Source organism: Streptomyces sp. NPDC058674 (genome assembly GCF_042716505.1).
In the GTDB taxonomy this organism is placed as follows: domain Bacteria; phylum Actinomycetota; class Actinomycetes; order Streptomycetales; family Streptomycetaceae; genus Streptomyces.
Genome location: NZ_JBHXSC010000006.1, coordinates 80,163 through 99,934, shown reverse-complemented (window position 1 = coordinate 99,934; position 19,772 = coordinate 80,163). Strand labels below are relative to the sequence as shown.

20 protein-coding genes and 1 riboswitch are annotated in these 19,772 nt (G+C 75.5%); of the genes, 8 read left to right on the top strand and 12 right to left on the bottom strand.

The genetic code is table 11. From position 1 onward, the window contains the following. Nucleotides 1–111: 111 nt before the first annotated feature. The gene (locus ACFWU6_RS05350) at nt 112–942 is read right to left on the bottom strand and encodes a methyltransferase domain-containing protein (protein WP_383811948.1); all 831 of its coding nucleotides are present in this window, start codon (nt 940–942) and stop codon (nt 112–114) included. A 188-nt stretch (nt 943–1,130) separates the two neighbouring features. Between ACFWU6_RS05350 and ACFWU6_RS05345 the strand changes: the two genes are divergently transcribed. From ACFWU6_RS05345 to ACFWU6_RS05335, 3 genes are all read left to right on the top strand, one after another. Next, nucleotides 1,131–1,700 carry a TIGR03086 family metal-binding protein gene (locus ACFWU6_RS05345; protein WP_383811951.1) on the top strand — a complete coding sequence of 190 codons (570 nt, stop codon included), beginning with the start codon at nt 1,131–1,133 and terminating at the stop codon, nt 1,698–1,700. Between the two features lie 130 nt (nt 1,701–1,830). Further along, the gene (locus ACFWU6_RS05340) at nt 1,831–3,048 is read left to right on the top strand and encodes an aminotransferase class I/II-fold pyridoxal phosphate-dependent enzyme (protein ID WP_383811954.1); all 1,218 of its coding nucleotides are present in this window, start codon (nt 1,831–1,833) and stop codon (nt 3,046–3,048) included. A 102-nt stretch (nt 3,049–3,150) separates the two neighbouring features. Continuing rightward, entirely contained in the window at nt 3,151–4,260 is a 1,110-nt protein-coding gene (locus tag ACFWU6_RS05335; protein WP_383978636.1) for an MBL fold metallo-hydrolase, read from the top strand. Between the two features lie 107 nt (nt 4,261–4,367). Here the strand turns inward: ACFWU6_RS05335 and ACFWU6_RS05330 are convergent, their stop codons facing one another. From ACFWU6_RS05330 to ACFWU6_RS05320, 3 genes are all read right to left on the bottom strand, one after another. After that, a complete protein-coding gene (locus tag ACFWU6_RS05330) occupies nt 4,368–4,826 on the bottom strand; it encodes a MarR family winged helix-turn-helix transcriptional regulator (RefSeq protein ID WP_383812541.1) in 459 nt (152 codons plus the stop codon). Between the two features lie 163 nt (nt 4,827–4,989). Further along, the gene (locus tag ACFWU6_RS05325) at nt 4,990–5,631 is read right to left on the bottom strand and encodes a DedA family protein (RefSeq protein WP_383812535.1); all 642 of its coding nucleotides are present in this window, start codon (nt 5,629–5,631) and stop codon (nt 4,990–4,992) included. Further along, nucleotides 5,628–6,404 (bottom strand): MBL fold metallo-hydrolase, encoded by a 777-nt coding sequence (locus tag ACFWU6_RS05320; protein WP_383812533.1) that lies wholly within the window; start codon nt 6,402–6,404, stop codon nt 5,628–5,630. The genes ACFWU6_RS05325 and ACFWU6_RS05320 overlap by 4 nt, the downstream gene beginning before the upstream one ends. 181 nt (nt 6,405–6,585) lie before the next feature. On the opposite strand from ACFWU6_RS05320, the gene ACFWU6_RS05315 reads away from it, so the two are divergent. Both ACFWU6_RS05315 and ACFWU6_RS05310 read left to right on the top strand, forming a co-directional pair. Beyond that, nucleotides 6,586–6,990, top strand: a complete 405-nt coding sequence (locus tag ACFWU6_RS05315; protein ID WP_383812531.1) for a hypothetical protein — start codon at nt 6,586–6,588, stop codon at nt 6,988–6,990. Nucleotides 6,991–7,106: 116 nt separating this feature from the next. After that, nucleotides 7,107–9,176, top strand: coding sequence for a phage holin family protein (locus ACFWU6_RS05310; RefSeq protein ID WP_383812529.1), 2,070 nt, complete (start codon nt 7,107–7,109; stop codon nt 9,174–9,176). Between the two features lie 179 nt (nt 9,177–9,355). Here ACFWU6_RS05310 and ACFWU6_RS05305 read toward each other — a convergent pair whose 3' ends face one another. Both ACFWU6_RS05305 and ACFWU6_RS05300 read right to left on the bottom strand, forming a co-directional pair. Beyond that, complete coding sequence (locus ACFWU6_RS05305) at nt 9,356–10,939, bottom strand: RNA polymerase sigma factor (protein ID WP_383812527.1); 1,584 nt, start codon at nt 10,937–10,939, stop codon at nt 9,356–9,358. Nucleotides 10,940–11,154: 215 nt separating this feature from the next. Next, nucleotides 11,155–11,916 carry a methyltransferase domain-containing protein gene (locus tag ACFWU6_RS05300; protein WP_383812525.1) on the bottom strand — a complete coding sequence of 254 codons (762 nt, stop codon included), beginning with the start codon at nt 11,914–11,916 and terminating at the stop codon, nt 11,155–11,157. A gap of 56 nt (nt 11,917–11,972) precedes the next feature. Beyond that, a riboswitch (ZMP/ZTP riboswitch) is annotated at nt 11,973–12,066 on the top strand. Nucleotides 12,067–12,139: 73 nt separating this feature from the next. Here ACFWU6_RS05300 and ACFWU6_RS05295 point away from each other — a divergent pair. Continuing rightward, nucleotides 12,140–12,985: a bifunctional 5,10-methylenetetrahydrofolate dehydrogenase/5,10-methenyltetrahydrofolate cyclohydrolase gene (locus tag ACFWU6_RS05295; protein WP_383978725.1), complete on the top strand. Its 846-nt coding sequence runs from the start codon at nt 12,140–12,142 to the stop codon at nt 12,983–12,985. A 111-nt stretch (nt 12,986–13,096) separates the two neighbouring features. Here the strand turns inward: ACFWU6_RS05295 and ACFWU6_RS05290 are convergent, their stop codons facing one another. The 5 genes from ACFWU6_RS05290 to ACFWU6_RS05270 form a co-directional block, all read right to left on the bottom strand. Beyond that, complete coding sequence (locus ACFWU6_RS05290; protein ID WP_383812523.1) at nt 13,097–14,530, bottom strand: NAD(P)/FAD-dependent oxidoreductase; 1,434 nt, start codon at nt 14,528–14,530, stop codon at nt 13,097–13,099. Between the two features lie 239 nt (nt 14,531–14,769). After that, nucleotides 14,770–15,390, bottom strand: coding sequence for a hypothetical protein (locus ACFWU6_RS05285; RefSeq protein WP_383978633.1), 621 nt, complete (start codon nt 15,388–15,390; stop codon nt 14,770–14,772). Then, nucleotides 15,387–15,917: a hypothetical protein gene (locus ACFWU6_RS05280; protein ID WP_383978631.1), complete on the bottom strand. Its 531-nt coding sequence runs from the start codon at nt 15,915–15,917 to the stop codon at nt 15,387–15,389. The genes ACFWU6_RS05285 and ACFWU6_RS05280 overlap by 4 nt, the downstream gene beginning before the upstream one ends. Nucleotides 15,918–16,223: 306 nt before the next feature. Further along, entirely contained in the window at nt 16,224–17,099 is an 876-nt protein-coding gene (locus tag ACFWU6_RS05275; protein ID WP_383978628.1) for a hypothetical protein, read from the bottom strand. A 176-nt stretch (nt 17,100–17,275) separates the two neighbouring features. Further along, a complete protein-coding gene (locus tag ACFWU6_RS05270; RefSeq protein WP_383978625.1) occupies nt 17,276–18,061 on the bottom strand; it encodes a helix-turn-helix domain-containing protein in 786 nt (261 codons plus the stop codon). 123 nt (nt 18,062–18,184) lie between these two features. On the opposite strand from ACFWU6_RS05270, the gene ACFWU6_RS05265 reads away from it, so the two are divergent. Both ACFWU6_RS05265 and ACFWU6_RS05260 read left to right on the top strand, forming a co-directional pair. Continuing rightward, nucleotides 18,185–18,490, top strand: a complete 306-nt coding sequence (locus ACFWU6_RS05265) for a 4a-hydroxytetrahydrobiopterin dehydratase (protein ID WP_383978622.1) — start codon at nt 18,185–18,187, stop codon at nt 18,488–18,490. Nucleotides 18,491–18,519: 29 nt separating this feature from the next. Continuing rightward, nucleotides 18,520–19,257 carry a class I SAM-dependent methyltransferase gene (locus tag ACFWU6_RS05260; RefSeq protein ID WP_383812686.1) on the top strand — a complete coding sequence of 246 codons (738 nt, stop codon included), beginning with the start codon at nt 18,520–18,522 and terminating at the stop codon, nt 19,255–19,257. Nucleotides 19,258–19,343: 86 nt separating this feature from the next. On the opposite strand, the gene ACFWU6_RS05255 is transcribed toward ACFWU6_RS05260, so the two are convergent. Continuing rightward, nucleotides 19,344–19,769: an RICIN domain-containing protein gene (locus tag ACFWU6_RS05255; RefSeq protein ID WP_383978619.1), complete on the bottom strand. Its 426-nt coding sequence runs from the start codon at nt 19,767–19,769 to the stop codon at nt 19,344–19,346. Nucleotides 19,770–19,772 lie beyond the last annotated feature (3 nt).

Below are 19,772 nucleotides of genomic sequence, written 5' to 3'. Positions count from 1 at the left end.
GCCCCGGGGCGTTCGGGGTTGGTCCTGCGCCGAACGGCGGCCCGGCGCCGGCCCGGGCGGCCCCGGGGCGCCTGCGGTGGCCCGGCGCAGGCCCCGCTGTCGCGCCCCCGGTCAGCCCCCGGCGGGGACCCGGCAGAGGACCTCGCCGTGCAGCACCGAGAACCAGGCGTCCGGGTCGGCGCCCCACGTGTGCCAGGCCGCGGCGGCGGAGGCCAGCTCCCCGGGGGTCGCGTGGCCGCCCCGGACGGCGAGGTCGGCGTACGCGGAGGCCGTGGTGCGGTCCGCCCACAGGGCCGACCACCAGGCGGCCTCCTCCGCGGTGGCGAAGCACCAGGACGTCGCGGAGCAGGCCACCTCGGTGAAGCCCGCCGCACGGGCCCAGGCGTGCAGTCGGCGGCCCGCGTCCGGTTCGCCGCCGTTCGCGCGCGCGACCCGCCGGTACAGGGCCAGCCACTCGTCCAGGCCCGGTGTGGCCGGGTACCAGGTCATCGCCGCGTAGTCGGCGTCCCGGACGGCCACGACGCCCCCCGGCCGGCACACCCGCCGCATCTCGCGAAGGGCCTGGACCGGGTCGCCGACGTGCTGCAGCACCTGGTGGGCGTGGACCACGTCGAAGGAGCCGTCGGGGAAGTCCAGGGCGTGGACGTCGGCCGTGGCGAAGCCGATCCCGGTCAGGCCGCGCTCCGCCGCGTACCTCCGGGCCTGCTCCACGACGTCCGCGGAGGCGTCCACGGCGGTGACCCGGCCGCCCGGCGCGACCAGCTCCGCCAGGTCGGCCGTGATCGTGCCGGGCCCGCAGCCCACGTCCAGCACGGCCATCCCCGGGCGGAGCTCGCCGATCAGGTATCCGGCCGAGTTCCGGGCGGTGCGCCAGCGGTGTGAGCGCAGCACCGACTCGTGGTGGCCGTGGGTGTAGACGGCGGTTTCCCTGGCGGCGTTCATGGGCCGACTCCTCGTCGTCGAAGCGTTGCGCCCACCGTAAGGCACCGGTTCGTCATCTGAGACGGATGTATTGGCATGTGGACAGGCCCCTTGTGTGCCAAGGAGGTCCCGGAGGGCGGTGGCAGGGTCCCTCCGGCGCGAGGAGAGTGAGGCCGGGGGCGTATCCACGGCACAGGACGGTGAGGGCGATGCCGGAGACACTGCTCGAACGGCACGCCGAGGCGCTGCGGCTCTTCGGCGAGCGGGTGCGTGCGGTCACGGACGACCAGTGGGACGCGCCGACCCCGTGTGCGGAGTGGACCGTGCGGGACCTGGTCAACCACGTGACCGGCGAGCAGCTCTGGGCGGAGCGCCTGGTCTCCGGCCGTACCGTCGAGGAGGTCGGCGACGAACTCTCCGGGGACCTGCTCGGCGACGACCCGGTCGCGGCCTGGGACCGGGCCTCGGCCGCCGCGCGGGCGGCCTTCGCCGCCCCCGGGGCGCTGGACCGGACGGTGCGGCTCTCCTACGGTCCCGCGCTCGGGTCGGCGTACTGCTCGGAGCTGACCGCCGACTGCGTCGTCCACGCCTGGGACCTCGCGCGGGGCATCGGCGCGGACGACCGGCTGCCGGACGGCCTCGTGGAGTTCTCCGTCAAGGAGGTCATGCCGTACGCGGACGGCCTCGCGGCCGGCGGCATGTACGCCCCGCCGCTGGAGGTCCCGGCCGGATCCGACGCGCAGACCAGGCTGCTCGGGCTGCTGGGCCGCAAGGGCTGACCCGCCGGGCCCTGCCGTCGGGCGGGCGGGGCGTTCCGCGACAACGGGCATACCGCTCCAAATAATCGTATAAAGGCAGGGTCGGTGAGCGGCGCGGGACGGACGCGGAAGGCGGGACGCGGTGGCGGGGATGCAGCGCACGGTGGCGGAGGGGCGCGGTCCGGTCCGGTACGGCCCGCCCGCCCCCCAGCCGGGCCTGCCGGTGCTGCCCGAGCTGGTCTCCGTCCTCGCCGCGGCAGCCGGGCGGTCGGCGCCCGAACCCCCCGGCGGCGGCGCGGCCGTACGGGAGGCCGCCTGCCGGTACTGGGCGCGGCGGGGCCTCGCGGCCGACCCGCGGAACGTGGCCGCCGGACCCGGGGCCCCCGCGCTGCTGCTCGCCCTGCTCGGCGCCTTCGGGGGCGACGTGATGCTGCCCCGGCCCTGTCCCGCCTGGTGGACGCCCCAGGTCCGGCTGCTGGGACGGCGGGCGTACCACGTGCCCACTCCCGCCGAGTGCGGCGGCGTGCCGGACCCGTACGCGCTGCTGGAGACCGTACGGCGGGTGCGCGCCGAGGGCGGGGACCCGCGCGTGCTGCTGCTGTCGGTCGCCGACGACCCCACGGCGACGGTGCCGCCGCCGGAGACGCTGCGCGAGGCCTGCGAGGCGGCCGAGTCCGCGGGCCTGTTCGTCGTCAGCGACGAGAGCTGGCGCGACACCGTCCACCGGCCGCAGGAGACCCTGGTGCTGAGCCCCGCGGAGATGCTCCCCGACGGGGCGGCCGTCCTCGTCGACCTGGCCGGGGCGCTGCTGCCCGCGGGGTGGCCGGCCGCCGTGATCCGCTTCCCCGGCACCCCGCGCGGGACGTGGCTGCGCGCCCGTACCCTCGACGTCCTCACCGCCACCGGCGCCTTGGTCGCCGGCCCCGTCGCCGCAGCCGCGGCGCACGCCCTCGACGAGCCGGACGCGGTCGCCGGGCGCGCCCGCGCGGCCGCCGCCCTGCACGGCGCCGTCGCCGCCGCCGCGCACCGGGAACTGCTCGCCGTCGGAGCGCTGGCCCGGCCCCCGCAGGCGGGACGGCACCTCTACGCCGACCTGACCCCGCTGCGCTCCGGACTGGCCCGGCAGGGCGTCGGCGACGCCATGGAGCTGGAGGACTGGCTCGGCGGCCGGCTCGGCGCGCCCACGCCGGGCGGTCAGCGGTTCGCGGACGAACCGGACCCGCTGCGGGTGCGGCTCTCGACCGGCCCGCTGCTGGGCGCCACCCCGCAGGAGCGGCTGGCCGCGCTCACCGCCCCCGACCCCCTCGGGCTGCCCCACGTACGGCGCTCCCTGGACCACCTCGGATCGGTCCTCGGCGGGCTCGCCTGACGCCGCGGGCCGCCGCCGCGCCGCCGGGCCCCCCGCGACTCCCGGCCGACCTGACCCGGCGAACGGATACGGAGACTTCTCGATGAGGGATCGGACGGATCGATGAGGGACGCGACGGACACCCCGGGCGCCGCCCCGCCCCCCGCCTCCGCCTCCGCGGTGCCCGCGCGTCCCCCCGGCGGCCGGGGGGCCGCCCCGCGGGGTCCCGCCGCCGCGCCCCCGGCGGCCCCGCCCGGTCCCGCCGCCGCGCGCCCGCTGGGGGCGCACCGGCGCTGGCCCCGCTCCTTCGCGGACCGGCTCACCACCCCGCTGCCCGGCGTGCGGGCGTTCGCGCGGCTCGCCCGCGAGGGGGCCTTCCGGCCGGGCCCCGAGGGCCTGCGCGCGATCCCCGACCTGCCGTACGAGCCGGGGCCCCTGCCCGCGGTGGTCCCCGGCGCGGTGTCCGTCACCTGGGCGGGGCACGCCAGCTGGGTGCTGCGCACCGGCGGGCTGACGGTGCTGACCGACCCCGTCTGGTCCCGGCGCATCCTGGGCACCCCGGCCCGGATGACGCCCGTCGGCGTGCGCTGGGAGGACCTGCCGCGCGTGGACGCCGTGGTGATCAGCCACAACCACTACGACCACCTCGACGCGCCCACCCTCCGGCGGCTTCCGCGCGACACGCCGCTGTTCGTCCCGGCCGGACTCGCCGGCTGGTTCCGCCGCCGCGGCTTCACGGCGGTCACCGACCTGGACTGGTGGGAGTCGGCCGAACTGGACGGCGTGCGCTTCGAGTTCGTCCCGGCCCACCACTGGTCGAAGCGGTCCCTCATCGACACCTGCCGCTCCCTGTGGGGCGGCTGGATCCTCACCGACACCCTCAGTCCGGCCCCGCGCACGCTCTACTTCGCGGGCGACACCGGGTACGGCCACTGGTTCGGCGAGATCGGCCGCCGCCACCCGGGCATCGACCTCGCGCTCCTGCCGATCGGCGCCTACGCCCCGCGCTGGTGGCTCGGCGACGTCCACGCCGACCCGGAGGAGGCCGTACGGGCCTGCCTGGACCTCGGTGCCCGGCGGATGGCCCCGATGCACTGGGCCACCTTCGTGCTGTCCGCCGAACCGGTCATGGAGCCCCTGCACCGGGCCCGTGCCGCCTGGGACCTGGCCGGGCTGCCCCGCGAGGACCTATGGGACCTGCCGATCGGGGGCTCCCGGGTGCTCGGCCCCTGACGGGCACCGCTCGCTACCGCCCGCCGCGCCGGCCGGGCTCCGCGCGCGCGGCCCGATCGGCGGGACACGCCTCCCGGCAGGAGCCGACAGGAGCCGGCAGGGACGGATCAGTGGTGCCAGGCCCGGCCGCCGGTGTTGTGGATGAACCGCTGGAGCACCTTCAGCGTGGTCAGGTACTCCTCGTCCGAGACGCCCGCGTGCCGCTCCTGCCACAGCTCCCTCTGCAGGGCGGCCGCCCGGTCGTAGAACTCCCGCCCCTCCGCGGTCAGTTCCAGGCGGTGGCCGGCGTCCTGGGTGATCCACCCGCGGGCTATCGCCGTGTCGAACTCCTCCTCCAGCGCCTCGCCGCCCACCGCGAGGTAGCCCCGGAGGGTCCCGGTCACCTCTTCTCGGGTCTTGGCCGCCCCGCCCCCGGAGACCTGGTGGAGGATCCACCACTGCGGCTGGGTGGTGCCGATGCCGGCCAGCGCCCCCCGGGTGCGGCTCACGACCGCGTCGTAGGCGGCCCAGCTCCAGTAGCCGATGGGCTGGCGGATCAGTTCGGCGTCGTTGTGCGAGTAGTCCATGGTGGATGCGCTCCGTTCGCTGCTCAAGATCACCTGCTGGACAACACTGTAGGAACCGAACCGCACTTGAGGTCCAGCCCACTTACGCAGGCGTACGCGGACGACACCGAGCCGCTGTTCCCGGGGGTCCTGTTCCCGGGGGTCGCCGGAGGGCGCGCCGGGGTCAGCCGGTTGCGGCCCGGCCGGGCCTGATCCGCCGCAGGAGCACCGGCCCCAGGCTGATCAGCAGGGTCAGTGCGACCGCCACCGCCACGCCCTTCCACGGCTCCGCGAAGAGCGAGCCGCCCAGGATGCCGATCAAGCCGTACGTCGCCGCCCAGGCGAGGCAGGCCGGCCCGTCACCGCGGGCGAAGCGGCGCAGCGGAAGCTCCGCCAGCAAACAGGCCAGCATCACCGGGATGCGGCCCGCCGGGAGCAGCCGCGACACCACCAGCACCAGTACCCCGTGCTCGTCCAGCTTCGTCTGCGCCTGCTCCAGCCGTTCGGGCGCGGCCCGCCGGCGCAGCCGTTCCAGCCCGCGCGATCCGTTCCTGGAGTGCACCCCGCGCCGACCGAGCCAGTACAGCGCGATGTCCCCGGTGAAGGCCGCGACCGCGGCGACCCCGAACACCGCCGACACCCCGACGGCAGGCGAGTCCTGGTGGAAGGCCACCACGGCCGCCGTGCTCACCAGCGCCCCCGTCGGGATCACCGGTACCAGCGCGCCCAGTGCCACCAGGACGAACAGCGCCGGATATCCCAGCGCCCGCCCTGCGCCCCCCGGCGGCACCTGCCCCGCCGCCGCCGCGAGATCGCACCAGGTCACGGCAGCCGCACCGGCTCACCGTGCGCGGGGGCCCGGACGGCCACCTCAGGCGCGACCCGCGCGGCGGCCCGTACGAACTCCTCACCGGGCGCGTGGAACTCGTGGGGCCGCACCGCGTCCATCCCGATCGGCCAATACGTCCCGTAGTGCACCGGGATCGCCGCGGCCGGGGCCAGGTCGGCCAGCGCCCGCGCGGCCCGTCCCGCGTCCAGGTGTCCCGGACCCAGGCAGGGGCCCCAGCCGCCGACCGGCAGCAGGGCCACGTCCACCGGCCCGACCTCCTCGGCCATCGTGTCGAACAGCCCGGTGTCACCGGCGAAGTACGTTCGCGCCCCGCCCTCCACCACGTAGCCGAGCGCGGGCGACGACTGCGGCCCGAACGGCAGCCGGCGCCCGTCGTGCCGGGCGCTGACCACCCGCACCCGCACATCCGCCCGTACGCGGACCTCGTCGCCCGGCGCCACCTCCGCCACCGTCAGCCCCCGCAGCCCGGCGAGCCGCGCCAGCCCCGGCACCGCCCGGCCCGTGCCCCGCGGCACCAGCAGCCGCGTCCCGGGCGCGAGCAGCCCCAGCGACGGCAGGTGGAGGTGGTCGGCGTGCAGGTGCGACACCAGCACGACATCCGCGAGCGCCGCCTCGGGAGGCGGAAGCGCCCCGCGCCGCCGCCTCAGGTGCGCGAGGCGCCGGGCGAACAGCGGGTCCGTCAGCAGCCTGACCCCGGAGTCCTCCACCGTGCACGTGGCATGCCCCCACCAGGTGATCTCCACCGGCACCCGGTCCTCCCTCCCTCGCGTCCGCCGAGCCTAAGCGCCTGCCCGCCGATCCGCCCGGGCCCGCGGCGGGCCGGGGCGGGGCCGCCGGGCCCCCCACGGGAGGGTGCCCCGCCGATCCGTCGGGAACCGGATGACCGCCTCCCCTCCTCCCCGGAGCCGGATCCGAGTAGGGTCGGGCGCCATGGAAGAGCTGCGCGTGGCCGCTGTCGCCAGCCTGACCCCGCTCGAGGACCTGGACGCCGATCCCTTCGCCGTGGACACCCGCAGCCAGCAGGCCATGTGCGCCCGCTGGGCCGCGGACCGGGGCTACGTCGTCACGAGGCACCTGCTCGTCTACGGGCAGCGCTCGGACCACTGCGGGCTCTGGTCGGGCATCGACTCCGGGCAGGTCGACCTGTTCGTCGCCGCCAACCGCCGTGTGCTCGGGCGCGCGTTGCGCTCGGTCGAGGAGTTCACCGCCGAGTGCGAGCGGCGCGGGGTGCGGCTGGAGACCGCGGACCTCGAGGAGCCCGCCTACACCTCCGCGATGAAGGCCGAGGTGCACCGCCGGTTGTCGATGCCGACGGCGGGGTACGACGGCACCTGAGCGGGGCTTTCCCGCCCGCGGGCGCCGTCCGCGCCGACCGGCCGGACGGGCCCGCCTGTGCGAGCCTGGCCGTGCGGCTCCGAAGCGGGCGGCCGGGACGGTGAGGCGGGTACGGCGTGTTGCGAGGACGGTGGCGGGCCGCGGGCGCCGCCCTGGTACGGGTGGTCCTCGTGTGGGCGGTGTCCGCGCTGACGATGCTGGCCCTGGCGGGAATCCTCCCGGACTTCCGCCTCCAGTCCGGCGGCGGCGGAGCGGGCGGCGGCGACAGCATCACGCGGATCGGCCTGACCGCCGCGTGGGGCGCCGGCGCCTTCGGCCTGCTGAGCGCGCTGGTCTGGCCCGTGCTCGTACGCGCCCTGCTGCTGGTGCCCGCGCTCGTGCTCGGGCTGCTGGTCTTCTTCCTCAACGGCTCGCTGCTGCTGATCGCGCTCAGCCTCATCCCGGCCGGACGGGGCGAAGCGGCCCCCGACACCGCCGTGGTGGTGGCCGCCGTGATGTCCGCCGTGGCCTCCGCCACCTCCACCGCGCTCGCGGTCCGCGACGACGAGGCGTACCGGCGGCGGCTCTACCGGCTCGCCGACCGGCGCCGCCGCGGACAGCGCCGCTCCGGCGGGCCCGGAGCGGGCGGGGCCGCCCCCGGGCTGCTCTTCCTCCAGCTCGACGGAGTCGGCTACGAGGCGCTGCGCCGGGCGGTGGCCGACGGGCTGATGCCGACGGTGGCCGGGCTGCTGGACGGCAGCCACCGGGCCGCGCCCTGGCGCACCGACTGGTCCAGCCAGACCGGCGCCAGCCAGCTCGGCATCCTGCACGGCTCCACCTTCGACGTGCCCGCCTTCCGCTGGTACGAGAAGGAGACCGGTGAGGTGATGGTCTGCAACCGGCCCACCAGCGCCGCCGAGCTCCAGCGGCGGGCCGTCGAGCGCACCGGCGACGGCGGTCTGCTCACCCTGGACGGGGCCAGCCGCGGCAACCTGTTCAGCGGCGGCGCCGACCAGCTGGCGCTCGTCCTGTCCGTCTCCGCCCGGCGCGGCCGCGCCAACCGCTCCCGCGCGGGCTACTTCGCGTACTTCTCCGACCCGGCCAACGCGGTCCGCACCGCGCTGTCCTTCGTCGCCGAGGTGGGCCGCGAGATCGGCCAGTCGGTGCGGGCGCGGCTGCGCAAGGAGGAGCCCCGGGTCGGACGGGGCGGCCTCTACCCGCTGATCCGGGCGTTCGCGACGGTGGTCGAGCGGGACGTCGTGGTGGCCGCCGTGATCGGCGACATGCTCGCCGGCCGCGCCTCGGTCTACGCGGACCTGGTCGCCTACGACGAGGTGGCCCACCACTCGGGCCCCCGCGGCCGGGACACCGACCGGGTGCTGTCCCGGCTGGACCGCAGCATCGCGCTGCTCGGCCGGGTCGCCGAGCACGCGCCCCGCCCGTACCGGACCGTGCTGCTCTCCGACCACGGCCAGAGCCCGGGGGAGACCTTCCTCAGCCGGTACGGGCTCACCCTCGAGGACCTGGTCCGGGCGGGCTGCGGGCTGCCGGTCTCCCGCCGGGCCGGCCGCACCCGCAGCGGAGCGGAGGCGCGGGCCGCGGTCCTCGCCGCCCTCCGCCGGCCGGTGGAGGAGGGCGGGGAGGCCCACCCGGGGAGGGGCCCCGACCCGGTGGTGCTGGCCTCCGGGAACCTCGGGCTGGTCTCCTTCCCGGACCTTCCCGGCCGCGCCGACCGGGAGCGGATCGAGCGGACGCACCCGGCCCTGCTGGCGACGCTCGCGAACCACCCGGGCGTCGGCTTCCTGCTGGTGGACGGGGAGGTACTGGGCCCCGGCGGGGCGGTGGCCCGCCTCGACGTGCCCGGCGAGGCGGAAGGGCTCCTGGCGGCCTTCGGCCCCGGCGCGGCCGAGGCCGTCCGGCGCACCGACGGCTTCCCGCACGTGGCCGACGTGATGGTGAACTCGGCCTACGACCCGGCGACCGGGACCGTACACGCCTTCGAGGAGCAGATCGGCTCGCACGGCGGCCTCGGCGGGGAGCAGGGGCGCCCGTTCCTCATGTGGCCGACGGAGCTGTCCGATCCGGGCCCGGAGCCGGCGGGGGCGGAGGCGGTCCACGAGGTGCTGCGCCGCTGGGTGCGGGAGGCCGACGGGCCCCAGGTCCCGGTGGGCCCGCTGCCGGACGTGCGGGGCGCCGGGGCGGCCTGAGCCCCCCGGCCCGACGCGGCTCCGTACGCCGCGGACCGTCCGCCGGGGCGCGGGGCCGCGGCCCCGGCGCCGGTGATGTGCGACACCCTGCGGATCCGGGGCGGGTACGCCGTGCCGGTTCCGCAGGGTGCCTTCCTGCCGTTCACGCCCGGGACCCGTCCTGCGACCGGCCCGGCGGCTCAGTCGAGGTAGTCGCGCAGCACCTGCGAACGGGACGGGTGGCGCAGCTTCGACATGGTCTTCGACTCGATCTGGCGGATGCGCTCACGGGTGACCCCGTACACGCGGCCGATCTCGTCCAGGGTCTTCGGCTGGCCGTCGTTGAGGCCGTAGCGCATGGACACCACGCCCGCCTCGCGCTCGGAGAGCGTGCCCAGGATCGACTGGAGCTGCTCCTGGAGGAAGGTGAAGGAGACCGCGTCCGCGGGGACGACCGCCTCGGAGTCCTCGATGAGGTCGCCGAACTCGCTGTCGCCCTCCTCGCCCAGGGGGGTGTGCAGGGAGATGGGCTCGCGGCCGTACTTCTGGACCTCGATGACCTTCTCCGGGGTCATGTCGAGCTCCTTGCCCAGCTCCTCCGGGGTGGGCTCGCGGCCCAGGTCCTGGAGCATCTGGCGCTGCACGCGGGCGAGCTTGTTGATGATCTCGACCATGTGCACGGGGATGCGGATCGTGCGCGACTGGTCGGCCATGGCACGCGTGATCGCCTGCCGGATCCACCAGGTCGCGTACGTGGAGAACTTGAAGCCCTTGGTGTAGTCGAACTTCTCGACCGCGCGGATCAGGCCGACGTTGCCCTCCTGGATCAGGTCCAGGAAGAGCATGCCGCGGCCGGTGTAGCGCTTGGCGAGGGAGACCACGAGGCGGAGGTTGGCCTCCAGCAGGTGGTTCTTCGCCCGGCGGCCGTCCTCGACCAGGATCTCCAGCTCGCGCTTGAAGGCGGGCTTGTGGTCCTCCTCCTCTTCGAGCTTGTACTCGGAGAACAGGCCCGCCTCGATGCGCTTGGCGAGCTCGACCTCCTGCTCGGCGTTGAGGAGCGGCACCTTGCCGATGAGCTTGAGGTAGTCCTTGACCGGGTCGGCGGTGGCGCCGGCCACCATGACCGTCTGCGCCGGGGCGTCGTCCTCGTCGTCGTCGGACAGGACGAAGCCCTGGGTGCCGCCGGGCTTGGGGGTCTCCTCCTCGGCGTCGTCGACGAGGTCCTCGGCCGCCCAGTCCTCGCCGACCGCGGGGGTCTCGCCCTCGTCGGCATCCTTGGCGCCGGCCTTCTTCGCGGCGGCCGTCTTCTTCACGGCCGTCTTCTTGGCGGCGGTCTTCTTGACCGTGCGCTTCTTCGGCTCGGCACCGGCCTCCGCCGTCACCTCGTCCTCGGGGGCGGCGGCCGACGCGGCGGATATCGCCGCAGCGGCTGCCGTGGCCGCGCCGACCGAGGCCTTGCGCGCGCCGATGGGACGCGGCGCTGCCGCCGCCTTCTTGGCGACGGCGCGGGCCGGGGCGGCCGCCGCCTTGCGGGGCTTCTTCGCGGCGGCCTTGGTGGCGGGGGCGGCGCTGACGTGGAGGGCGACACCCTCCTCGTCCAGGACCTGGTTCAGGCTGCGCAGGACCCGCTTCCACTGGTCCACCGGGATGCGGCCGGCCTCGAAGGCCTGGCGCACATCGTCACCGTTGATGTGACCCTGCTCGCGGCCGCGCTCGACGAGCGCGACCAGGGCCTCCGATTCGGCGATCTCCGGAGGGAACGTACGGGACGGGCTGAGCGACACAAGGAGCCTCTCGTTGCGAACAGATATGGGGTGGGCGGGACATCATCGCGCGAACTCGGGAAACAGACCCGAGGGGGGTCTGTATTCCGGGGCCGCGCGAGGACACCTGTCGGTTCATCGCATGCCCGAGTCGATTCGTTACGCGCTGAATTGAGTGACCTGCGCCACGCTGTGGCCGCGCAACCGATCCGGCGTGGTTCCGTCCACCCTCTTCGTCAGCCCGTTTTGCGGGCTTCCACGAGGAATCGGGCGGTGTGTGCGACGAAGGGGCCTTCGCGTTCGATCTGTTCGTGCAGCTCGCGCAGCCGGTCCCGGTACTGCCCGACCGTGAAGCCGGGCACCATCCAGATCACCTTCCGGAGAAAGTAGATCACGGCTCCGATGTCGTGGAACTCCGTCCGCAGTCGTTCGGAGCGCAGATCGACGATTTCGAGGCCCGCCTCCGTCGCCGCGGCGACCGCGTCGTCGGGGTGCCGGCCGCGCCGGACCCGCTCCGGCTGGGGCCCGAGGAAGTACTCGACGAGCTCGAAGACGCTCGCCGGCCCGACCTGCTGGGAGAGGTAGGTGCCGCCGGGCCGCAGGACCCGGGCGATCTCCTCCCACCAGACGGTCACCGGGTGCCGGCTGGCGACCAGCTCGAAGGCCTCGTCGCCGAAGGGCAGCGGCGGCTCGTCGGTGTCCGCGACCACCACCGCGCCCAGCGGGTGCAGCAGCCGGGTCGCCTTGTCGACGTTCGGCGGCCAGGACTCGGTGGCGGCCGTCAGCGGCGGCAGCGGACCGGCCCCGGCCAGCACCTCGCCGCCGCCGGTCTGGATGTCCAGGACCGACCCGACCCGGGCCAGCCGCTCGCCCAGCAGCCGCTGGTAGCCCCAGGTGGGCCGCTGCTCGGTGGCCCTGCCGTCGAGCCAGGAGAAGTCCCAGCCGTCGACCGAGACGGACTCGGCCTCGGCCACGAGATGGTCGAAAGTGCGCGTCATGTCTCGATCGTCGCAGGTCGGACACGGACCATCCACCGGGCAGTCGACTACAATGGGCGCCGGGCCGTGACTGGCGTTCGGGTGGATCACCACCGGGGAGCGGCCCGGTGTACCACGGTACGCCGACTGCCGCGCGCCTGGGCGAACCGCGATCCCGCAGCGACGTTCAGGAGACCCCGTGACGACTGCCCAGACTGCCCCCGACACCGCCCGAGCCCGGCTCATGGACGGCACCGCCCTCGCCCGCCGCATCTCGGAGCGCACCGCCGACCTCGCGGCCCGCATCACCGAGCGCACCGGCACCGCGCCCTGCCTCGCGACCGTGCTGGTCGGCGAGGACCCCGCGTCGGTGACCTACGTACGCATGAAGCAGAACCGCTGCGCCAAGGCCGGGATCACCTCCCGCCACGTGGAGCTGCCGGCCGCGACCACCACCGGGGAACTGGTGGCCGCCCTCACGGAGCTCTCCGAGGACCCGGAGATCAGCGGCATCCTGCTCCAGCACCCCGTCCCGCACCACATCGACGAGCGGGCCGCCTTCGAGGCCATCGCCCCGGGCAAGGACGTCGACGGGGTCACCATGCACTCCTTCGCCGCCATGGGCTTCGGACTGCCGGGCTTCGTCTCCTGCACCCCCGGCGGCATCATGCGCCTGCTGGAGGCCTACGACGTGGACCTGACCGGCAAGCACGCCGTCGTCGTCGGCCGCAGCGCGATCCTCGGCAAGCCGGCTGGCATGCTGCTGCTGGAGCAGAACGCCACCGTCACCTACTGCCACTCCCGCACCGTGGACCTGCCGTCGATCGTGCGCCAGGCGGACGTCCTGGTCGCCGCGGTCGGCAAGGCCGAGTTCATCCGGGGCGAGGACATCAAGCCGGGCGCCGTCGTGCTGGACGCCGGCTACAACGAGGGCAACGTCGGCGACGTCCACTTCGAGTCGGCCGCCGCCCGCGCCTCCCTGATCACCCCGGTGCCCGGCGGAGTCGGCCCGATGACCATCGCCGTGCTGCTGGAGCAGACGGTGCACGCCGCAGCCGCCCAGGCCGGACTGGACCTCGCGGACCTCTGACCCCTTCCCCGCCCTTCCCCGGCCCTTCCCCTCCCCGTCCTCCCTCCCTTCACCGGAACGCCCCGGGCCCCGCATCCCGGGGCGTTCCGCATCCCGGCGGGAGCTCCTCCGTCACCGGGTCCGGTCGGCGGACCGGACCGGACCGGTCCCCTGGTCGAGCCCCGCGACGCTGCGCTCGGCGGCGGTCAGCGGAGGAGCCTGGAGCGCGCCCCCGTCCGACGCCCGCAGCACGTGCCAGACCACGGACGGACGGAGCCAGCGGGTGGGCGCGTCGTTCATGGTGAGGACGTCGAAGAGGGCGGCGGTGAGGGCCTCGTCGGTGGTCGCCCCCGTCATCAGCCGGCTGACGTACGCGTTGAGCGGCCCCGTCCCGGCGCGGGGCCGTACGCCGGTGGCCCCCGGGTAGAGGATGTCCTGCGAGGTGGCGAGCTCCCAGGCGATGCCCACCTGCGGGGCGATGGCCCGCTGCGCCTCCCGGCCGAAGCCGGGGTGGGCCGGGCCCTTGGCGCGCAGCAGGGTGCGCACGGCCAGCGCGCCCTGTGCGGCGACCGTCATGCCCTGCCCGTACAGCGGGTTGAAGGTGGCCACCGAGTCTCCGACGGCGAAGAACCCGTCCGGCAGGTCGGCCTTCTCGAAGTACACCCGGCGGTTCGCGGTGCCCTGGGTGACGGCGACGTCGGTGAGGGGCTCCTTGCCCTCCAGGAGCTCGCCGACGATCGGGTCGCGGACGCTCTTGGCGAACGGGATGAACGCCTCGGGGTCGCCGGTCGGCTCGCCGCCGCGGGTGCCGGACAGGGTGGCCTGCCACCGGCCGTTCTCGATGGGCACGATGGTGGCGGTCCGGCCCGGTACGGGCACGCGCGGGTCGGACTGCACGTTGACGATGGGGAAGCCCATCGCGTGGGCCCCGGCGGGCGCCTCGAAGATCCGGGTGGCGTACACGAGGCCCGAGTCGACCTCGGCCTGCCGGATTCCGCTCACGCCCAGCTCCCGGAGCCAGTGGCGGGCCCGTGAACCGCGCCCGCTGGCGTCGACCACGAGGTCGGCGGTGATCAGCAGACCGGCTTGGCCGGGGGTGTCGACCCGGACGCCGACCACCCGCTGCGCCGTGCCCTCCAGGGCCCGGACCCGGCTGCGTTCGAGGGTGGTGACGCCCTCCAGGGCGGTCACCCGGCTGCGGACCACCGCGTCGAGGAGGTCGCGGCTGCAGGAGATGTTGAACTGCTTCTCCCCGCAGCGCGGGATCCACCCCTGGGCGGTCTTGGTGACCAGGTCGGTGGGCAGGCGGCGGCGGAGCGCGCCCGCAGCCGTCCAGTCGTCGGTGATGCCCGGCAGTATCTGCTCGATGGCCCGCGCCCCGCCCGACCAGAGCAGGTGGGTGTGCTTGGCCTGCGGGAGGCCGCGGCGCGGGGCCGGGCCGTCCGGGAGAGGGTCGGCGTCGATGACGGTGACCGTGGCGTGCTCGGCGAGCACGGCGGCCGCGAGGAGCCCGGACAGGCTGCCGCCGATGACGACGGCGTGGCGAGGCGGAGAAGACTGGGTCATCGTGTGGTGCTCTCTGTCAGGGCCGTGCGGAGGCATCGGCGCGAAGGGTGCGGCGGGGGCGGGGGCGGGTGCGTGCGGCGGGGGCGGAGGAGCCGGCGATCTGGTTCCGGAGTGTGCCGGGGCCCGGAGCCCGGGGCTCCCGGGCCCGGAGGCTCCGCAGCCCGGGTTCGGGGGCGGGAGGGTCGCGGCTGCGGACCCGGGACCCGGGGCTCGCGTTGCGGGGAGCTCCGGGGTGGCCCTCAGAGCCCCCGGCCCGGCGAGGTGCTGACGTGCTCGATCGCCTCGGGAAACCGCTCCCCCGGCGGTGGAGGCCGATACGGCTCGAGGACCTTGCCGACGTACCGCCCGAGGGCATCGGTCCGGAGCTCCGCCGGGTCCCCCCTGCCGGTCCGGGCGGCGGCCGGCCGGACGGCCGGGCCCCGTCCGGACCGCGAGGGCGGCGGCTCGCCCGGGGCGCGGCGCCCGGCCGGCCGCCCGGCGGTCCCCGGGCCCGTACCGGGCCCACCGCGGGTCCCCTCGTCCACGTGCCGCGGCTCGTGGCCGCCGATGGCCGACGGGCCGTCGGAACGGGTGTGCTCCCCGCTGGCGGCGAGGCCGCACCGGTCCCTGTCCGGCCACGGTCCGCCGACGGTCCCGGGCGGCAGGGCGCCGCAGCGGAGGGCAACGGTCCGGCCGCTGCCGCGGCGACGTCCGTAGGCCACGCACCGGGCCCCGACGGCGAGGGCGACGGTGACGGCGACAGGAACGGCGTGGGCGAGGGCGACGGTGACGGCAGCGCCCGCGGTGTCGGTGGACGGTGTCGGCCGCGGGCCCGCGAGCGGGCCGGAGCCGAGCCCGCGCATCGCCCGTGTGGTCCTCATGCGGCCTCCCCCTCGGCGGTCCGGCTCGCGGCCGCCGACCGCCCTCCCGTGACCGTACGGCCCGGCCGCCCCTCACGCACCGGCAGGTCGTCCACGCGGTCGGCGAGCGACGTGCCGCTCCGGGCGGAGAGCCGTCCGGCGCCGGTGGCAACACGCCGTAAGCCGTGCGCCCGCGACACGGCCGCCATCGGATCGGCCTCCGGCCCTTCGGCGGCGCGCAGTTCGCGTGCGGTCAGCGTGAGGCCGCCGGCCGCCGCCTCGGCCCCGTCCGCCGGCGGGAAGACGGCGCACCCCCCGAAGGGGCGCTGTACGCCCGCCGCGTGGGACAGTCCGGGAGCCGTGTCGGGCCGGCCGAGCGGCGCACCGGGCGCGTCGAGGCGGTGGGGCCGTTCCACGCACGGCTGGGCTGCCGGGCCCGGCAGCCCGGCCGGATCCGGCCCGAGCTGCCGCGACAACCGCTCGACGCGAGCCCGGAGGGCGGCGAGGTCCTCGGGTCGGGCGGCGGCTCGCACCGGCTGATTCTCCATGTGTCGACTGGGCGTTCGAGCATTCTGAGCTGCGTGAAGCCTAGCTTCCCGCCCCCTGCCGAACCAGGGAAACCATCACGTTGTCTGCCCCCCGGCTCGGGAGGGGCGGGTGCGGACCGGGTGCCCGCGCACCTCTGCGCCGGGCCCGGACTGCCGGAAACCGCAGGCTTCGCGGGCCCCACCGCGGCACAGTGGGATCTCGTACGGTCGGCGGCCCGGGAAGCGGGGACCGGTGCGCGACCTACGCCGCTGGGGCGGGGTGCGCGTCGCACCCCGCCCCAGCGGCATCCGCTCCGCGGACCGGTATCAGACCTTGTTGTAGGTGCCGCTGGCCCAGAGGGCGCCGCCCTTGCCGGGGCCGCCGGTCTTCTTGTAGACGACGAAGTTGCCGTCGTCCTGGAGCAGGGCGTAGGCGCCGCTGTTGCCGGCCGTGCCGGTGTGCCAGCGGACCGTGCGGTTCTGCCAGAGCTCGCGCAGGGCCAGGTCGCCGCCGTCCCCGAGCTCCAGTTCCAGGACGTTCCGGCTGCCGTAGGTGCCGCTGCCCCAGATCGCCTTGCCGTCGCTCTTGCGGTACATGACGAGGTTGTTGTCCTTCTGGAACACCAGCCACACGGTGGCGGACTGGGCCCAGTAGCCCCGCATCCAGGCCATGTCGGTCGAGCACACCCTGACGTGCCGCTCGTTGGTGTCGGTGCTCCAGTAGCGGTCCACCGCACTGCGGCCGCTCACCATGAAGGTGCCGTCGTCCCTGAGCGAGGCGCTGACGTAGCCGTTGTCCCGGTCGCCGTAGGTCGCCGTGTGCCAGATGCCGCCGCCGGTCTGCGGTCCGCCGTCCTTCTTGTAGATGACGAAGTTGCCGTCCTCCTGCATGAGGGCGTAGGCGCCCGGATTGCCGTACGTGCCGCTCTGCCACAGCGGGAGCTTGGGGCCGCCGGGGTTGCCGACGGCGTACACGACGAGGTTCCCGTCGGGCTGCATGACCAGCTCGGGCTTGCCGGGCGTCGGAACCAGGCTCGCGCCCGAGGCGAGGCGGTCGCCGGGCCGCAGGTCCGAGGTGCGGCCTCCCGCGCTGGTCATGCACTGGCCGGGATCGGCGGCGGACGCCGCCCCCGGGACCAGGACGGTCATGGCGGAGGCGGTGAGCAGGGTGGCGAGTGCTCTGCGGAGCACACGGGTGCGCATGGTCGGTTTCCCCCCGGGGATGGTGCGTGCTTTCCAGACCGGACCGGTCGTAGGAGATCTCTTTCTACACCGCGGCCCGACGCCGTGGTCACCCGCCCCGAACGCAGCCCGCCGCAGGTCGCAGGTCGCAGGCAGCATCGCCCGCACCTCCGGACCGCAGGCACTGTTGCGCCGCGTCAGTCCGCGAGTGAGCGCAGGTACTTCGCCGTCGCCGGGTCCGCCGGGAGCATGGTTTCGATGGCGAGCTCGGCGACGGTCACGTCCATCGGGGTGTTGAAGGTCGAGACGGACGACACGAAGGACAGCAGCCGGCCCTCGTGTTCGATCACCAGGGGCAGGGCGACGTACGGGACGGACCGGCGCGGCTCCGCGCCGCCCGGACGCTCCCGCACCGGATACGCCGAGACCTCCTCGTACAGCGCGCGCAACGGCTCCGACCGGCTCAGGGCGAGCTGCCGCTCCATCTGGGCCAGCACATGGCCGCGCCACTGCGCGAAGTTGTGGATCCGCGGGGCGAGACCCTCCGGGTGCAAGGTGATCCGCACGGCGTTCAGCGGCGGCGTCAGCAGGTGCTCCGGCAGGCCCTCCAGCAGCATCGCGATGCCCCGGTTGGCCGCCACCACCGTGTAGGTGCCGTCGACCACCAGCGCCGGATACGGCTCGTAGCCGGTCAGCAGCCGCTCCAGTCCCTCCCGCAGCGCATCCATCGCGGGGGCGTCGAGCGGGGTGTGCGCGTACCGCGGTGCGTAACCGGCCGCCACCAGAAGGGCGTTGCGGTCGCGCACCGGGACGTCGAGGTGGTCCGCGAGCCGCAGCACCATCTCCTCGCTCGGCCGCGACCGTCCGTTCTCCACGAAGCTGATGTGCCGGGACGAGGAGTCGGCGCGGCCCGCCAGCTCCAGCTGGCTGATCCCCCGCCGCTTCCGCCACGTGCGCAGCAGCGCACCCACACTCGTCGTCATGCTCCGACGGTAGCCGAGCGGCCGCGGCGGCCCCGGCACGCCGGAACCCGCGTGCACTACGGCTCGCCGCGGCCCACCCTGTGGGAACCTTGACCCCACGCCACGGGGACAAGGAGCAGACCGATGCCGAGTGAGCCGCTGTCGCAGAAGGAGATCGAGGACCGCTTGCGGGAACTCCCGGGGTGGTCCTTCGCGGACGACCGCATCTCCCGCACCTACCGGCTGGGCACGCACGTCGCGGCGAGCGCCCTGGTCGCGCACATCGCCGCCGTCCAGGACGAGTTGAACCACCACGCGGACGTGACGCTCGGCTACGACAGCGTCCGCCTGTCGGTCAACAGCCACGACGCCGGCGGCGCCGTCACCGAAACAGATTTCGCGCTCGCGGAACGCGTCGAGTCCCTCGCCCCGGCCCACGGCGCGGCCTGATGGCCCCACAGCCCCCCGCGGCACGACCGCTGCTCGACTACGACGCCGAGGCCGAGGCCTACGACGCCACCCGTGGCGGCGCCCCGCGGGCGGAGGCGGCCGCCGCGGCGGTCCTGGGCCTCCTCCCGGCCCACGCCCGCACCCTCCTCGACCTCGGATGCGGCACGGGCATCGTCACCGCCCGGCTGGCCCGGCCCGGGCTGCGCGTCCTGGGCGCGGACGCCTCGTACGGCATGGCCGCCGCGGCGGCGCGCCGCGGTGTCCCGGTGGTCCTCGCCTCCGCGACCCGGCTGCCCGTCCCGTCCGGATCGCTCGACGCGGTGAGCGCGGTGTGGCTGCTGCACCTGCTGCGCGATCCGGGCGCGGTGGGGGCCGTGGTCGCCGAGGCCGCCCGGGTGCTGCGCCCCGGCGGGGTCTTCGTCACGACCGTGGACAAGGACGCCGCGCACGACGTCGGCAGCGACATCGACACCGTCCTCGCGCCGCACCTGACGTCCGCGCCGGCGGACTCCACCGGCCGGGTGGCGCGGTACGCCGCGCGGGCGGGCCTGCGCCCCGCGGGCACGGCCCGCTTCACGGGGCACGGCCAGGGCCGCAGCCCGCGCGCGACGGCGGCCGCGCTGCTGGCGGGGCGGTACGCCTCCCGGGTCGCTCCCCGCGGCACCACCGCGCACGAGCTGGCCGCCCAGCTGGAGCGGCTGCCGGCCCCCGAGACACCCCGCGGGGAGCCGCAGTACCGCGTACGGAGCTTCGTACGCGACGCCTGACGGCCCGGCCCGGCCGGGGCCCGCGCATCGCGCGGGACACCCCGGGCCGGACACCCCGGGCCGTCCCGGGACGGACGTCCCGGGCGCTACGTCCGGACCGGTTCCAGACGCCACCACTGCGCCGGCGCGTCGGTGTCCTCGCACTGGCGGGCCCGGCCCTCGGCGTCCGCCTCCAGCGGCAGACCGCTGATCGCGGCGATGAGGGAGACCACCCCCGGATCGTCGAGGTGCTCCTCGACGATCCACTCCTGCGCCCCGAAGGCGTTCGCCCGCCACACCTGGACGCGGGCACCGCTCTCCGTCGAGGCGTTGGCCACGTCCAGCCGCCTGCCGTTGTGCACGCTGACCAGGTGGTAGAGCCCGCCCCCGGAGTGGACGGGCGAGATCTCCCACCGCACGGCGTCCGGGACCGGCCCCTCGGCCGCCACCACCACCCGGTTGCCGCTCTCCACCTGGAGCAGGAGCCCGCTGCCGGCGTTGCGCACCCGGTAGGTCCCCTCGACGGCGTTCACGCG

Excerpts from the sequence above, each read along its gene's own strand:
- ACFWU6_RS05350 (WP_383811948.1), bottom strand. The coding sequence starts at position 942 with ATGAACGCCGCCAGGGAAACCGCCGTCTACACCCACGGCCACCACGAG.
- ACFWU6_RS05345 (WP_383811951.1), top strand. The coding sequence starts at position 1,131 with ATGCCGGAGACACTGCTCGAACGGCACGCCGAGGCGCTGCGGCTCTTC.
- ACFWU6_RS05340 (WP_383811954.1), top strand. The coding sequence starts at position 1,831 with ATGCAGCGCACGGTGGCGGAGGGGCGCGGTCCGGTCCGGTACGGCCCG.
- ACFWU6_RS05335 (WP_383978636.1), top strand. The coding sequence starts at position 3,151 with ATGAGGGACGCGACGGACACCCCGGGCGCCGCCCCGCCCCCCGCCTCC.
- ACFWU6_RS05330 (WP_383812541.1), bottom strand. The coding sequence starts at position 4,826 with ATGGACTACTCGCACAACGACGCCGAACTGATCCGCCAGCCCATCGGC.
- ACFWU6_RS05315 (WP_383812531.1), top strand. The coding sequence starts at position 6,586 with ATGGAAGAGCTGCGCGTGGCCGCTGTCGCCAGCCTGACCCCGCTCGAG.
- ACFWU6_RS05300 (WP_383812525.1), bottom strand. The coding sequence starts at position 11,916 with ATGACGCGCACTTTCGACCATCTCGTGGCCGAGGCCGAGTCCGTCTCG.
- ACFWU6_RS05295 (WP_383978725.1), top strand. The coding sequence starts at position 12,140 with ATGGACGGCACCGCCCTCGCCCGCCGCATCTCGGAGCGCACCGCCGAC.
- ACFWU6_RS05290 (WP_383812523.1), bottom strand. The coding sequence starts at position 14,530 with ATGACCCAGTCTTCTCCGCCTCGCCACGCCGTCGTCATCGGCGGCAGC.
- ACFWU6_RS05285 (WP_383978633.1), bottom strand. The coding sequence starts at position 15,390 with ATGAGGACCACACGGGCGATGCGCGGGCTCGGCTCCGGCCCGCTCGCG.
- ACFWU6_RS05280 (WP_383978631.1), bottom strand. The coding sequence starts at position 15,917 with ATGGAGAATCAGCCGGTGCGAGCCGCCGCCCGACCCGAGGACCTCGCC.
- ACFWU6_RS05275 (WP_383978628.1), bottom strand. The coding sequence starts at position 17,099 with ATGCGCACCCGTGTGCTCCGCAGAGCACTCGCCACCCTGCTCACCGCC.
- ACFWU6_RS05270 (WP_383978625.1), bottom strand. The coding sequence starts at position 18,061 with ATGACGACGAGTGTGGGTGCGCTGCTGCGCACGTGGCGGAAGCGGCGG.
- ACFWU6_RS05265 (WP_383978622.1), top strand. The coding sequence starts at position 18,185 with ATGCCGAGTGAGCCGCTGTCGCAGAAGGAGATCGAGGACCGCTTGCGG.